The sequence below is a fragment of the Leifsonia sp. 563 genome (assembly GCF_040545055.1).
GTDB lineage: Bacteria > Actinomycetota > Actinomycetes > Actinomycetales > Microbacteriaceae > Leifsonia.
Map to the genome: position 1 here is coordinate 349,625 of NZ_JBEPLE010000001.1, position 13,420 is coordinate 363,044.

The 13,420-nt window shown below is 69.7% G+C and carries 11 protein-coding genes; 2 read left to right on the plus strand and 9 right to left on the minus strand.

Annotated features, from left to right (window positions below; genetic code table 11):
- Positions 1-163 precede the first annotated feature (163 nt).
- Positions 164-1,219 (plus strand): type III PLP-dependent enzyme domain-containing protein, encoded by a 1,056-nt coding sequence (locus tag ABIC47_RS01725; protein ID WP_354476680.1) that lies wholly within the window; start codon positions 164-166, stop codon positions 1,217-1,219.
- Between the two features lie 102 nt (positions 1,220-1,321).
- Here ABIC47_RS01725 and ABIC47_RS01730 read toward each other — a convergent pair whose 3' ends face one another.
- The 5 genes from ABIC47_RS01730 to ABIC47_RS01750 form a co-directional block, all read right to left on the minus strand.
- Complete coding sequence (locus ABIC47_RS01730) at positions 1,322-1,765, minus strand: hypothetical protein (protein ID WP_157695061.1); 444 nt, start codon at positions 1,763-1,765, stop codon at positions 1,322-1,324.
- Complete coding sequence (locus ABIC47_RS01735) at positions 1,765-2,922, minus strand: hypothetical protein (RefSeq protein WP_089876998.1); 1,158 nt, start codon at positions 2,920-2,922, stop codon at positions 1,765-1,767. The genes ABIC47_RS01730 and ABIC47_RS01735 overlap by 1 nt, the downstream gene beginning before the upstream one ends.
- A gap of 6 nt (positions 2,923-2,928) precedes the next feature.
- Positions 2,929-3,231 carry a hypothetical protein gene (locus ABIC47_RS01740; protein ID WP_089877000.1) on the minus strand — a complete coding sequence of 101 codons (303 nt, stop codon included), beginning with the start codon at positions 3,229-3,231 and terminating at the stop codon, positions 2,929-2,931.
- A gap of 194 nt (positions 3,232-3,425) precedes the next feature.
- Complete coding sequence (locus ABIC47_RS01745) at positions 3,426-5,240, minus strand: ABC transporter ATP-binding protein (RefSeq protein ID WP_089877002.1); 1,815 nt, start codon at positions 5,238-5,240, stop codon at positions 3,426-3,428.
- Complete coding sequence (locus tag ABIC47_RS01750; RefSeq protein ID WP_354476683.1) at positions 5,237-7,081, minus strand: ABC transporter ATP-binding protein; 1,845 nt, start codon at positions 7,079-7,081, stop codon at positions 5,237-5,239. Before ABIC47_RS01750 ends, ABIC47_RS01745 begins: the two co-directional genes overlap by 4 nt.
- A gap of 401 nt (positions 7,082-7,482) precedes the next feature.
- Here ABIC47_RS01750 and ABIC47_RS01755 point away from each other — a divergent pair, with 401 nt between their 5' ends.
- The gene (locus tag ABIC47_RS01755) at positions 7,483-8,859 is read left to right on the plus strand and encodes an MFS transporter (protein WP_354476685.1); all 1,377 of its coding nucleotides are present in this window, start codon (positions 7,483-7,485) and stop codon (positions 8,857-8,859) included.
- Here ABIC47_RS01755 and ddaH read toward each other — a convergent pair.
- From ddaH to purN, 4 genes are all read right to left on the minus strand, one after another.
- Positions 8,831-10,054 carry a dimethylargininase gene (gene ddaH / locus ABIC47_RS01760; protein ID WP_354476687.1) on the minus strand — a complete coding sequence of 408 codons (1,224 nt, stop codon included), beginning with the start codon at positions 10,052-10,054 and terminating at the stop codon, positions 8,831-8,833. The genes ABIC47_RS01755 and ddaH overlap by 29 nt on opposite strands.
- 24 nt (positions 10,055-10,078) lie before the next feature.
- Positions 10,079-11,134 (minus strand): Glu/Leu/Phe/Val dehydrogenase family protein, encoded by a 1,056-nt coding sequence (locus ABIC47_RS01765; protein ID WP_354476689.1) that lies wholly within the window; start codon positions 11,132-11,134, stop codon positions 10,079-10,081.
- A gap of 104 nt (positions 11,135-11,238) precedes the next feature.
- On the minus strand, positions 11,239-12,819 hold the full coding sequence (gene purH, locus ABIC47_RS01770; RefSeq protein WP_354476691.1) for a bifunctional phosphoribosylaminoimidazolecarboxamide formyltransferase/IMP cyclohydrolase: 1,581 nt from the start codon (positions 12,817-12,819) through the stop codon (positions 11,239-11,241).
- Complete coding sequence (gene purN, locus ABIC47_RS01775; protein WP_018191897.1) at positions 12,816-13,409, minus strand: phosphoribosylglycinamide formyltransferase; 594 nt, start codon at positions 13,407-13,409, stop codon at positions 12,816-12,818. Before purN ends, purH begins: the two co-directional genes overlap by 4 nt.
- Between the last annotated feature and the right edge of the window lie 11 nt (positions 13,410-13,420).

The following is a 13,420-nucleotide window of genomic DNA, read 5'->3' on the forward strand; positions in this document are numbered from 1 at the left end:
GCACGCACCCCGAGGGTCATCCGTGCCTCCACGCAAACGGAATGAGGTGACCCCCCGGATGTGGGCCATCTGGGCCGGGGCCAGGATGTGAGACAACCTCAACGACCCGAACGTCGAGGTTCCCGCCGCTGGGCGGGACGAAGGTCCACCCGAGGAGATGGCGATGTCCACCGCGACCCGAACCGCCGACCCGACCGGCGCCGCAGCCGTCCGAACGGACGCGGCGACCGGGGCGGGCGCGGTGGACGGCCGTCACTCCGGGCGGGGCCGACGCGATGACGACGAGCTGCCCGTCGTCGTGATGGACCTTTCCCGCGCCGCTCGCCGCTTCCGCGACCTGCGCGCCGCCTTCCCCTGGGTTGACGTGCACTTCGACGTGAGCGCTCTCGCACATCCGGCTCTGCTCGCCACCGTCTCCGCCGAGGGCGCCGGCTTCACCGTGACCCACGACGCCGCCCTCCCTGCGCTGCGCCGCGTGGATGCGGACCTCGGCCGGGTGCTGCACGCCGCGCCCGGTGCGCGCTGGCTGCAGCGGCGTTCCGCCTGGGAGGCGGGGGTGCGCCGGTTCGTCGTCGACGACCCGGACGATCTCGACACCTTCGTCTCCGCACCGTCCGGTACGGCCGTGCTGCTCCGGGTCGACCCGGCCATCGCCGTTGCGGTCGCGCGGTACGCAGCGGCTCTCGGCGTCCGTGTCGCCGGCCTCTCCCTCCCCGTCGCACCGGACACGGCCGCCTCCGACCTGGTCACGTTGCTGCAGCGCGCCGTGCGTGCGAGCGCAGAGGTGTCCGCCGCGACCGGCCGCCGCCTCGAACTGCTCGACCTGGGCGACACGTTCTCCGACGGCACGGCGATCCGTCCGGCGGAGTGGCCGACGCTCGCCCGCACCATCCGCTCGCTCGTCGCCCCGGCGACCTCCCGCACCACCGTGCTGGCGACGGCCGGCCGCGCGCTCGTCGCCGATTGCATCACCGTCTCCGCCGGCGCGGCAGCACGCTTCGCCGACGGCCCGACGGCGAGCGCCTACATCGACGCGGGCTGCGAGGTGGTCGTGCTCCGCGACGGGATGCGCGACAGCCTGCTGTCCCGCCTGCCCCTCTTCCGCACGGCGCTGGCGCGCGAGGCACCCTCCGTGCGCCGCACCCCGCACGCTCGCGCGGGCGGACACCGCACGCTGCGCCCGTCGCGGGCGCGCTCGACCTGGTCCCCGGCCGGCTGACTCAACCCCTGACCGCCCGGCGACCGGCGGCGGGGATCACGGGAGGTTTCCTGTGGTCCCCGCCGGAATCGCCCGCGAGGTCGAGGCTTGCCCCGACCAGGGCTAGCCGCCCATGTGCCTGAAGACCACTCTCGTGCCGGCCGAGTCCGGGTCGCCGGTGTACAAGGCCAGAACGGTCGAGAACATCGAGTTCTCCGCGTAAATGGACTGGGTGGAGGTTCCGCCGACCGACACGTGGGGATCGCGCGTATCCGGGAAGAACTTCCACTGGGTCACACCGCTCACCGAAGGATGCTCGTATTCAGGCGCCTGAGGGAGGGGCGCACCGGAAATCGTCACGACACCATCCTTCGTGAAATCCAGGGTCGTCGGATGCGGACCATCGCTCACCCAGGTCCCGTACAGATCTCGCTCCGTGAACTCGACCGGACGCTGCAACCAGAACCAGGAACCGACCTCCCACGCGATGAACAGAAACGTGAGACCCAGAATCAACCACAGCAACCAGACGGGATTTCCCCGGCTCGACCCCCTCAATGTCGACATCATGGCAGTCTCACCGTTTCGGTCCACGTAATGTCCTGCCGGATCGTCTGATAGCCACCGAGGACGTCCTGGACGAATTTCATGGATGCGTACGGCCCAAGGTAGTAGGGGCCACCGGGCGCTTTGCTGGTTCCGGGGATACGGGTCGCTGATTCGACGTCGGTGTAGTTCCAGGCGTGAATGGTGACGGTTGCAGTGCCGTCACCATTCACCGTTGTCACGTCGTAGTCGTATGCGAATGACCCCATGAAAGCCTCCGGCAGGTTGCCTTTGCCCCCGAGACTTGTGATCGTCTCCAGGTCGCGCGGGAGATCTTCGCCTTGCGCGTCATAACGCCCCGTGTCGCGATAGTTTCCGTTAAGGATCTGTTCTTGAATGCTCGCCTTGACCTTGGCCACGCTGTCGCTCCGCACGAAGAGCTGCGTGAACGGATCACTCTCATCCCAGGCGAAGGTGCGCGGCCCCTTCCCGCTCACCCACGCCGCGACCATCCTCCACACCGATTCGTTCGCCTGGTCGATCAGGTTGCGGATGGATCCGAGGTCCGCCTCATTCGGCCCCTGCGTTCGACGTGGCGGCCCGCTCGGACTCGGATTGTCGATCGCACGCACTTTGACGTTGATGCCGCCGTCTTCCTCAGTGAGGTACGCGATCGCACTCCGAAAGGCGTCTCGCGCCTCGACGCGGTCCTCGTAGAGCGCCGTGAGACGTTCGAGCGCCTCGGCTTCCTCGACGACGGCTGCCGCTTTGCTCCGGGCCGCGATTTCGATCAGCTCCGCCATGCCCGGAGCATTTTTCGGGCCTTTGATCATCTCTGACGCTGCATTGATGGTCTGCCGTGCCGCTTCGAGTTGGTTCACCCAGACGCGTGCCTGATCCTTCACCGTCTCGTGCGCGTCACGATAGTCCCGGCAGGCGGTGAATGCGCCCCCGATCAGGGAATGCTTGGCAGCGATGTTGCTCTTCAACGCCTCGTGCGTTGCAGCCGCCGCCTCCCCGGCCTTTCCCTTCCAATGCTGCTTCACCGCCCACGCCGAATCGTTGATGACGGTGTGGGCGTTCTCCAGCTGTACCTGATCCCGCAGCAGTTGCTCCATCAGTTCGTCGATGCCCTCCGGGTTGCCGCAGCCCGGGTCCTCTTTTGTGAATTCCGCCATGATCGCTTACCTCACCCGGAAGGGAGCCATTGGATCCCCGGCATTGTTCATATCCGCCGCCGCCCGGCGATCCAGGGCAGCTTGTGCGTTCGCCGCCGCCGTCACGAGCTGATGCAGTGCGTCGACGTCGTCTGCCATCCCCGCGCTCATCGTCGTCCACCAGTCGCTCAGGGCAACCCGCGCGGTATCCACTGTGGGGTCGCCCACCCCGAGCACCGCCGGCAACAACCCGCTCGGCAGCGAACCGCGCACACCGGGGAGCGGCGACGCCCCATGCAGCACCGCATCCAGATCCAGACTGACTTCCATAGAGCACTCCATCCCGTCGCAGTGCAGGACCAGAGCGGTCCCCGCGACATGACGGACCTTAGCGGCCACCGCGCCATGGCCCGCTGATAGCGGTCAATCGCCGTATCCCACGGGGCACCGAGACAGCGGCGGGGACCACGGAGGTCTCCCCGTGGTCCCCGGCGGCCGAGCGGCCGCACGCGCGACCGTGACCGCTACACCAGCGAGTCGCGCCAGGCCGCGTGCAGCTGGGCGAACCGGCCGGTGCCCGCGATGAGGTCGTCGGGCGTGCCGTCCTCGACCACGCGGCCGTGCTCCATGACGAGCACCCGGTCGGCGATCGCGACGGTGGACAGACGGTGCGCGATGATCACGGCCGTGCGATCGGCGAGCAGCGTCTGCAGCGCCTCCTGCACCAGGCGCTCGCTCGGGATGTCGAGCGAGCTCGTCGCCTCGTCCAGGATGAGCACGGCCGGGTCCGCGAGGAACGCCCGCGCGAACGAGATCAGCTGCCGCTGTCCCGCGGAGACGCGGCCGCCGCGCTTGTTCACGTCGGTGTCGTAGCCGTTCGGCAGACCCTCGATGAACTCGTGCGCGCCGACGGCCTCCGCCGCCCGCACGATCTCGTCGCGCGTCGCATCCGGCTTGCCCAGGGCGATGTTGTCGGCGACCGAGCCGCTGAACAGGTACGCCTCCTGGGTGACCATCACGATCGCCCGGCGCAGATCCTTCGGGTGCAGATCCCGCAGGTCGACGCCGTCCAGCTTCACCGAACCCGCGGTGGGGTCGTAGAAACGCGAGATCAGCTTCGCCAGCGTCGACTTGCCCGCACCGGTCGAACCGACCAGCGCGACCGTCTGCCCGGCCGGGATGTCGAGCGTGAACTCCGGCAGGATGACGCGGTCCTTCTTGTAGGCGAACGAGACCTCGTCGAAGCTCACATGCCCCTGCGCCGACCACAGGTCGACCGGCTGCACCGGATCCGGAACGCTGGGCTCCTCCTCCAGGACGCCGGAGATCTTCTCCAGCGCCGCGGCGGCCGACTGGTAGGAGTTGTAGAACATCGCCATCTCCTCCATCGGGTCGAAGAAGCGACGCGTGTACAGCAGCACCGCGAGAAGCACGCCGATCGCCAGCTGCCCGTCGGCGACCCGGAAGCCGCCGACCAGCAGCACGACACCGACCGTCACGTTGCCGATCATCACGAGGCCCGGGTCGAAGATCCCGAACAGCTGGATGACGCGGGCGTTCACATCCCGGTACTCCTCGACCAGGCCGCCGAAGTCCTTCTCGTTGCGCTTCTCCTTGCGGAACGCCTTGACCGCGCGGATGCCGGTCATGGTCTCCACGAAGTGCACGATCAGCTTCGCCGACGCGACCCGCGAGATGCGGAACAGCACCTGCGAGCGCTTCTGGAACCACCGCGTCAGCAGGTACAGCGGCACGAGCGACACCAGCAGCACGACACCGCTGATCCAGTCGATCGAGAACAGCGCGATCGCGATGAACAGCATGTACAGGAAGCCCTGGACCAGCTGGTTGATGCCCGAGTCGAGCAGCTCCCGGATGGAGTCCAGGTCGCTCGTCTGGCGCGAGATGATCCGGCCGGACGTGTACGACTCGTGGAACTCGAGCGACAGCTTCTGCGTGTGCAGGAACACCCGCTTGCGCAGGTCGAGCAGGATGGCCTGGCTGATCCGCGCGCTCAGCACCGTGTACCAGGCGATGAGCACCGCGCCGATCACACCGGTGATCAGGTAGGCGAGACCGGCGGCCGCCAGCGGGAACCAGTCCTGCTTCAGCAGGGCCGGCAGGCCGTTGTCGATGCCGAACGCGATGATCGCGGGGCCTGCCACCTGGGCGGCCGTGCTCACGACGACCACGACGGCCGTCAGCGCCAGCCGCATCCGCAGCGGGTGCAGCAGCGAACCCAGCAGGTGCAGCGAACGGCGCCGCACCTGCCGGCTCTCCTCCTTGCTGAGGTCGTTGCGCTCTTCGCCTTCGACGCCCAGGACGGTCGTGGTGCTCACAGGTTCACCTCCTCGAGGATCTCTTCGTTCTGTTCGTCCTCCAGGCTGGAGATGACGAAGCGGTAGTGCTCGCTGCTGGCGAGCAGGTCGTGGTGGGTACCCACCGCGGTGACGCGGCCGTCCTCCAGCAGGGCCACCCGGTCGGCGAGCATCACGGTGGACGGGCGGTGCGCGACGATCAGGGCCGTGGTCGAGGCGAGCACCCGGCGCAGCGCGGCCTCGACGAGCGCCTCGGTGTCGACGTCGAGCGCCGACAGCGGGTCGTCGAGCACCAGGATGCTGGGGTTCGCGGCGACGGCGCGCGCGAGCGCGAGCCGCTGTCGCTGACCGCCGGACAGGCTGAGCCCCTCCTCGCCGACCTTCGTCTCGACGCCCTCGGGGAGGTCGTAGACGAAGCCCGCCTGCGCCACCTCGAGAGCCTCGGTGAGCACGCGCTCGGCCTCCGCCGAGGCGGGGTCGAGGTCGTCGCGGCCGAGCAGGACGTTGTCGCGCACGGACGCCGAGAACAGGGTCGCATCCTCGAACGCCATGGCGATCGCCTTGCGCAGGTCGTAGCGGGTGAGGTCGCGCACATCCACGCCGTCCACCTTCACCGCGCCGCCGGTCACGTCGTACAGCCGTGTCGTCAGGGCGGTCAGGGTCGACTTGCCGGAGCCGGTCAGGCCGACCAGGGCCATCGTCTCCCCCGGGCGGACCGTCAGGCGGATGCCGTCGAGCAGGTCCGGGAAGCGCTCCGGCGAGTCCTGGTACCGGAAGTGCACGTCGTCGAAGACGAGCTCTCCCCGCGGCTCGGCGATGCGCTTGGGCTGGGCGGGGTCGGTGATCGTGTTGACCTCGTCCATCACCTCGAAGTAGCGGTCCGCCGCCGTGCGGGTGTCGAAGGTCATCGACAGCAGGAAGCCGATCGACTCCACGGGGAACCGCAGGACGGTCGCCGTGGCGAAGAACGCGACGAGCTCGCCGACCGACAGCTGGCCCTGCGCCGACAGCCAGACCCCGACGACGAGGCAGATGCCGAACGCGACGTCCGGGACCAGCAGCAGCCAGAGCCAGATGCCGGCGATGGCCTTCGCCTTCTCGATCTCGGTGCCGCGCAGCTCCTCCGCGCGCGACTCGAAGGTCTTCAGCGCGTGCTTGCCGCGCCCGAACGCCTTCAGCACACGGATGCCGTGCACCGACTCCTCGACCGCCGTCGCCAGGTCGCCCGCCTGGTCCTGACTGCGCCGCGCGATGACCGAGTACTTGTTCTCGAACACGAACCCGTAGATCCACAGCGGGATGGAGCACACCAGGAAGATGAGCCCCAGGATCCAGTTCCACCCGATCAGGATCGCGAACCCGACCACGATCGTGACGACATTGACCACCAGCAGCACGATGCCGAACGACAGCCACCGACGGATCATGCTGAGGTCGCTGACCGCGCGCGACAGGAGCTGACCGCTCGGCCAGCGGTCGTGGAACGCGACCGGGAGATCCTGCAACTGCGCGTACAGCGCGTTGCGCATCTTCGCCTCGACGTGAGTTCCAGGGGTCAGCACGAACCAGCGCCGCAGCGAGATGAACACCGCTTCGGCAGCGCCCAGCCCGACCACGAGCAGCGCAGCAGGCCACACGGCCGACGGGTCACCCGTCGACAGCGGGCCGTCGACCAGCCAGCGGAGCACCTGCGGGATGCTCAGCGCGACGAGGCTGGCCAGCAGCGCGGCCACCATGCCCAGGATGATGCGGGGCGCGGCGGACTTGGCGAACGGGAGGATGCGCAGCAGGATGCGCGCGGTGCTCTTCCGCTTCGCGGTGGTCTTCGGAGTCTGAGTGTTCGGAGTCTGGGCGACAGACATGGATGATCCGTTTTCTGTGAGTGTCCGACGTCATGGAGCCGGCGGCGAGCACGCGGAGGAGTCGCCGAAGACACGCCGACGATGGCGGGTCTTGTGGTGGGGATGCGAGGAGCGTCCGCGGACGCTCCCGGTGTCGTGCGCGGCGGCGCGCGGCGAGGGGCGGGGAGCTACCGCCCGGACGGTCGGGCGTCGGCCGCGAGGGCGGCGACGAACCCGGGCACGGTGGTCTTTCGTGCGGTCTCGATCGTCGTCATGGCGTCCTCCCAGCCTCGATGTACACGTCCGTTTTGCCGCGACAAGGCAGCCCTACAGCATATTGCCAGGTTCTCGACGAACGCAAGAGTTTTTCTCACATCCCAGTGGAGGGTCGGCCTGTCGGAGGCGCCGGGTACGGTGGCCGCATGCGCAGAGGGGCCGTTTTCGTGCTGTGCCTGGTGCAGTTCGTCGACGTCCTCGGCGTGACCAGTGCGACCACGGCGATTCCTGCCATCCTGAGCGGTCTGGGCGCGCCGGAATCCGCGGCCGGACCCCTGGCGACGGTCTACGCCATGTTCTTCGGCGGCCTCCTCATCCTGGGCGCGCGGCTGGGCGATCGTTTCGGACATCGACGCGTTCTGCTTGTGGGCATCGGCATGTTCGGCGCTGTCTCCGTGTTGGGCGGTACAGCTGCGGTCTGGCATCAGGGAGCCCTGGCCGTCGTCCTCGTCGGCCGGGCGCTGCAGGGTGCCGCCGCCGCGTTGTCCGTCCCTTCGGCGCTGCGGCTGCTGCTCTCGGCGACGCCAGAGGCGCCGCGGCGCAGGGGCGCCCTCGCGGCGTGGAGCGCCACAGGAGCGGCGGCGGGCGCATCCGGCTTCCTGGTCGGTGGCCTGCTGGTGCAAGCGTTCGGGTGGCCGGCCGTCTTCTGGGTCAACCTTCCGCTCGCCTGCGCGCTGACGATCGGCACCCTCGCCACGGTGACGGGTGCGCGCGAGCGCACCGACGAGGAGCCGGTCGATGCCCTGGGCGCCGCCCTGCTCATCCTCACGGTCATGGCCGTCATCGCCGGCGCGGCCTGGATCGAGCAACCCGCCACCCGGGTGATCGGCGTCGCGACGGTCGGCGCCGGCGTCGTCCTCGCCGTGCTCCTCGGCATCCGGCTGCACACCGCCCGCGCACCCCTCATCCCCGCAGCCGCCTTCCGGTCGCGCCCGCTGCGGCAGGGCACCCTGCTGTCGTTCGTCAACACCGCGACCACCAGCTCGACGGCCGTTCTGGCCACGTTGTTCTTGCAGGAACGGCTCGGAATCGACCCGATCGCCTCCGGACTGACACTGATGGCGCTGAGTGTCGCCGTCATCCTCACCTCGACTAGCACGCGCCCGTTGCTGAAACGGCTGAGCGCTTACGCCGTATGCGGGATGGGCATCGCGGCGATCGCCCTCGGCTGCCTGCTGATGGCGCTGACCGTCGGCACGTGGTGGGGCGTCTTCGTCGGCGTGGCGCTGGCAGGCGCAGGGCTGGGCCTGTCGTCGGTCGCCGCGACGACGATCGGCACGACGGTGCCCGACGAACTCGCCGGCAGCGCAAGCGGCATCCTCAACACCGGAGCCCAGCTCGGAACCGCACTCGGCACCTCCGCGCTGGTGCTCGTGGCCTCGGTTGCGGGCGTCGGTGCGGGATGGGCGGCCGCGGCCCTCCTCGCTGCGGCGACCGCGGCGTGGTGCGCCCTGCCGGCTCCACTCGGAGCGCGCCGGGAGTCGCTGGAGGGAGTCAGCGGATCCGGATCGACAGGCAGGTGACGCATCCCTCGAGCTTCTCGAACTCGGAGATGTCGACCTGGATGACGGTGTAGCCGAGGTCCTCGACGAGCGCCACCGACTGCGGGGCGGACGACGACATCAGCACTGTGTCGTCCGAGAGCACGACGACCGCCGTGCCGTGGGCCTCGGGAACCGGGAGGAAACGCTCGAAGACGCGCGGTTCGTCCACGATCGGCTCGTAGCCGATGACCGTGCCGTCGGGCAGGGCGGTCACGGCCGTCTTCAGGTGCAGCGCCTTGGTGATCGGGACGGCGACGACGGTGTATCCGAGAGGCGCCACGAGAGCGCGCAGCTGACGGATGCCCTCGGCGTTGGTCCGCCCCCCGCGGCCGACGTAGACCGTCGAGCCGACCTTGAGGACGTCGCCGCCGTCGAGCGTCCCCGGCGCCTCGATGCGCTCGAGGTGCAGCCCCTGCGCACGGAGCGCGGCCTCGGTGCCGACGACCTCCGCGCGGCGCGACTCGGCGCCGGGCAGCGTGATCACGGCGGTGTCGCCGAAGACGACGGCGGTGTCCTCCACGAAGACCGAGTCGGCCAGGGTGTCAGCACTCGTGACCTCGACGGTCTGCCAGCCGGCTTCGGAGAGAGCTGCGACGTAGGCGTCCCACTGCGCGTCCGCGCGCTCCGCATCCACCGGCTCACGGTCGATGTGCGTCACCAGGCCCTCGGCGAGGTTGCCGGCGGGGATGCGGACCAGCGCGACCTTGCGGTCCGTCTCGAACCGGCTGCGGGTGCCCTCGACGACGCGGAACAGCCAGCGGCCGAACGTCGGGGTGAGCGCGGTGACGGCGACGGCGTAGAGCAGGTTGATCCCCAGCAGGGTGCCGAGCACGGCGGCGATCAGGTCGCCGCTGAACGGCGAGCCGCCCGAGGTGGCGCTCAGGATGGTCCCGACCACGGGCGCGAGCACACCGGCCAGCACGCCCGCGATCAGAGCCGTCCACCACCGGTCGAACGCGCCGACGAAACCCGCCACCCAGAGCAGGACGAAGGCGATGACGCTAGTCAGCGAGAAGTAGTTGCTGACAGCGACGATCAACGCCCCGGACAGAGCCGACGACCCGGCGAGGCTCCCCACGTAGAACGCGGCGATCATCGCCGCGTGAACGACGAGGACCACCACGAGGGCAGCGACAAGGGATGCGATGAGCCGGCGGCCCCAGGAAGACGTCATGGGTTCCAACCTAGCGGAGCGCTGCTATGCGTTCGCTGGCTCCCGGAGGCGGTCGAGCGCGAGCTCCTCCGCGGCCTGCAGCGTGGTGACACCGCGCTGGTCGGCGGCCCGGAAGATCTCCGCGACCGTGTCGCCGATCCGCTCGACCCGCTCCTGCGTGGCCTCGGCGGTCACACCGGTCTCGCCCGCCATCGACAGGAAGATCACCCCGCCCGCGTTGACGACGAAGTCCGGCGCCCAGAGGATGCCGCGTGCGGCCAGACGCTCCGCTCCGGAGCGGTACGCGAGCTGGTTGTTCGCGGGGCCGACGACCGCGGCGACCCGGAGCTCGTCGATCACCCGGTCGGTCAGCACTCCTCCGACACCGGCGGGGACGAAGACATCGCCCTCGACGCGGTGGGCCTGGTCCGGCTTCACCCAGGTGGCGCCGAGCGCGTCGGCGAGGGCGCGCTTCGCGGGGTTCACGTCCGTGACGGTCAGCACGGCGCCCTCGCTGGCGAGGCGCATCGCGATGAGCGATCCCACGTGGCCGAGGCCGAGCACGATCACGTGGCGGCCGCTGACATCCCGGCTGCCGAACGCCCGCTCCATGGTGGCCTGCAGACCGGCGTACACACCGGCGGCGGTCGCGTCGCTGGGCTCGCCGACGCCGCCCTCCGACGGCGGGAGGCCGCAGACGTGGGCGGTGCGCGTGCCGACGACGGACATGTCCTCGGCGCTCGTTCCGACATCCTCTGCGGTCATGTAGCTGCCGCCGAGCGTCTCGACGGCGTCGCCGAGGTCGAGCATGACCTCGTAGCGCTCGGTCGGCGTGAGCACCGTGCCGCGCGGCAGGTAGACGACGGCCTTGCCACCGCCGCGGTGGAGACCTGCCGCGGCGTTCTTGAGGGTCATCCCCTCGGCCAGCCGCAGCGAGTCGGCAACCGCCTCCTGCCAGGAGTCGTACGTCCAGACCCGACATCCGCCGAGGGCCGGCCCGAGGACGGTGGAGTGGACCGCGATGCTGATGGTGAGGCCGCTCCGCCTCCCCCTCACCACGTGCAGTGTTTCGTGCGGCAGGTCTGCGGGCAGGACGGACATCGGTGTCTCCTCGTGGGATCGCGGTGAAAATGTGTGACGGTCTTGTGGACCGCCGTCCATTCTCCCGCGACCGGGCCCCGGAGGCAACGTCGCCGCGCGTTCTCCTAGTGGAAGAAGTGCCGCTCGCCGGTGAAGTACATGGTGACTCCTGCTGCCTTCGCCGCCGCGATCACATCCTCGTCGCGAATGCTGCCGCCCGGCTGCACGATCGCGCGGACGCCCGCGTCGATGAGGATCTGCGGGCCGTCGGCGAACGGGAAGAACGCGTCGGATGCGGCCACGGATCCGGCCGCCCGCTCCCCCGCCCGGCTGACCGCCAGGGTGCACGAGTCCACGCGGTTGACCTGACCCATCCCGACCCCGACGGATGCGCCGTCGTGGGCAAGCAGGATGGCGTTCGACTTCACCGCGCGGCACGCCTTCCAGGCGAACTCGAGATCCGCACGGGTCGCCGCGTCGGCCTCCTCGCCGGCGACCAGGGTCCATCCGTCGGAAGAGAACTCATCGAAGCGGTCGGAGTCCTGCACGAGCACGCCACCCGAGATCTGGCGGAACTCGGTCAGCGCGCGGGCGTACCCCTCGGGCAGCTGCAGGATGCGGAGGTTCTTCTTCGTCTGCAGGAGTTCCAGCGCCTCCGGCTCGTAGCCCGGGGCGATCAGCACCTCGGTGAAGATGCCCTTCACCGTCTCCGCCATGGCGAGGGTGACCGTGCGGTTGGCCGCGATCACGCCGCCGTACGCCGACACCGGGTCGCACTCATGCGCCTTGCGATGCGCCTCGGCGATGTCGTCCGCGACGGCGATTCCGCAGGGGTTCGCGTGCTTGATGATGGCGACGGCCGGCTCGCGGAAGTCGTAGGCGCTGCGCAGGGCGGCATCCGCATCCACGTAGTTGTTGTACGACATCTCCTTGCCGCCGAGCTGGGTCGCCTGGGCGATGCCGGTGCCCTTCGGGTCGGCGTAGAGGGCGGCCGCCTGGTGCGAGTTCTCGCCGTAGCGGAGGGTCTGCTTGAGCTCGGCACGCGCCTCCCAGCGCTCGGGGAAGTCGTCGGTGGAGGGGGCTTCACCCGCAAACCAGGCGGCGACGGCGCCGTCGTAGGCGGCCGTGTGCGCGAACGCCTTCGATGCGAGCTCCCGGCGCTGGTCGAAGGTCGTGCCGCCGGCGGCGACGGCCTCCACGATGCCGTCGTAGTCGGAGGGCGACACCACGATCGCCACGTTCGCGTGGTTCTTCGCGGCGGCGCGCACCATGGCCGGGCCGCCGATGTCGATCTGCTCGACGACGTCGTTGCCGATCGCGCCGGAAGCCACCGTCTCGACGAACGGGTAGAGGTTGACGACGACGAGCTCGAACGGCTCGATGCCGAGATCCTTGAGCTGCTCCTCGTGCGACGCCAGCCGGAGGTCGGCGAGGAGTCCCGAGTGGATGGCCGGGTGCAGCGTCTTCACACGCCCGTCGAGCGACTCCGGGAACCCGGTGACGCTGGCGACATCGGTCACCGCGTGACCGGCGTCGCGGATCGTCTGCGCCGTCGAGCCGGTCGAGACGATCTCCACGCCGGCCGCGGCGAGCGCGGACGCCAGGTCGAGCAGTCCGGTCTTGTCGCTGACCGAGATCAGAGCGCGGCGGATCGGGACGAGATCCCGCTCGCGGTACAGGCTGGCGTCGTGACGGGGTCCGCTCATGCTCGGGCAAGCTCCTCGAGGTCGATGTGTCCGTTGGCGATGTCGAGCACGGCGTCGATGAGCAGCCGTCGCTCCACAGGTTTGATGCGCTCGTGGAGGGCGGCCTCGGTGTCGCCCGGTTCCACCTCCACGCGCTCCTGGCTGATGATGGGGCCGGCATCCACACCGTTGTCGACGACGATCAGGCTCGCCCCGGTCTGCGTCACGCCGGCGGCGAGAGCGTCGCGGACCGCATGCGCGCCGGGGAACTCGGGCAGGTACGCGGGGTGCGTGTTGATGAGCCGCGGCGACAACGCCTCGACCACCCGCGGCGGCACCAGGCGCATGAAGCCGGACAGGATGGTCAGGTCGGGCTCCCACTGCCGGATCTGCTCGAGCAGGGCGTCGCCCCACTCCTCCCGGCTCGGATACGACGTGAAGGGCACCGTGAAGGTCGGGATGCCGAAGCGCTCCGCGTGCTCGAAGCCGTCCGCATCGCGGTCGGCGCCGACGGCGACGACGCGGGCGGGGAACTCGGCGTCCTCCGAGGCCTCCAGCAGGGCACGCAGGTTGGAGCCGCCACCGGAGATCAGCACCACGATCGAGAGCACGCCACCAGCCT

Excerpts from the sequence above, each read along its gene's own strand:
- ABIC47_RS01725 (WP_354476680.1), top strand. The coding sequence starts at position 164 with ATGTCCACCGCGACCCGAACCGCCGACCCGACCGGCGCCGCAGCCGTC.
- ABIC47_RS01730 (WP_157695061.1), bottom strand. The coding sequence starts at position 1,765 with ATGTCGACATTGAGGGGGTCGAGCCGGGGAAATCCCGTCTGGTTGCTG.
- ABIC47_RS01735 (WP_089876998.1), bottom strand. The coding sequence starts at position 2,922 with ATGGCGGAATTCACAAAAGAGGACCCGGGCTGCGGCAACCCGGAGGGC.
- ABIC47_RS01740 (WP_089877000.1), bottom strand. The coding sequence starts at position 3,231 with ATGGAAGTCAGTCTGGATCTGGATGCGGTGCTGCATGGGGCGTCGCCG.
- ABIC47_RS01750 (WP_354476683.1), bottom strand. The coding sequence starts at position 7,081 with ATGTCTGTCGCCCAGACTCCGAACACTCAGACTCCGAAGACCACCGCG.
- ABIC47_RS01755 (WP_354476685.1), top strand. The coding sequence starts at position 7,483 with ATGCGCAGAGGGGCCGTTTTCGTGCTGTGCCTGGTGCAGTTCGTCGAC.
- ddaH (WP_354476687.1), bottom strand. The coding sequence starts at position 10,054 with ATGACGTCTTCCTGGGGCCGCCGGCTCATCGCATCCCTTGTCGCTGCC.
- ABIC47_RS01765 (WP_354476689.1), bottom strand. The coding sequence starts at position 11,134 with ATGTCCGTCCTGCCCGCAGACCTGCCGCACGAAACACTGCACGTGGTG.
- purH (WP_354476691.1), bottom strand. The coding sequence starts at position 12,819 with ATGAGCGGACCCCGTCACGACGCCAGCCTGTACCGCGAGCGGGATCTC.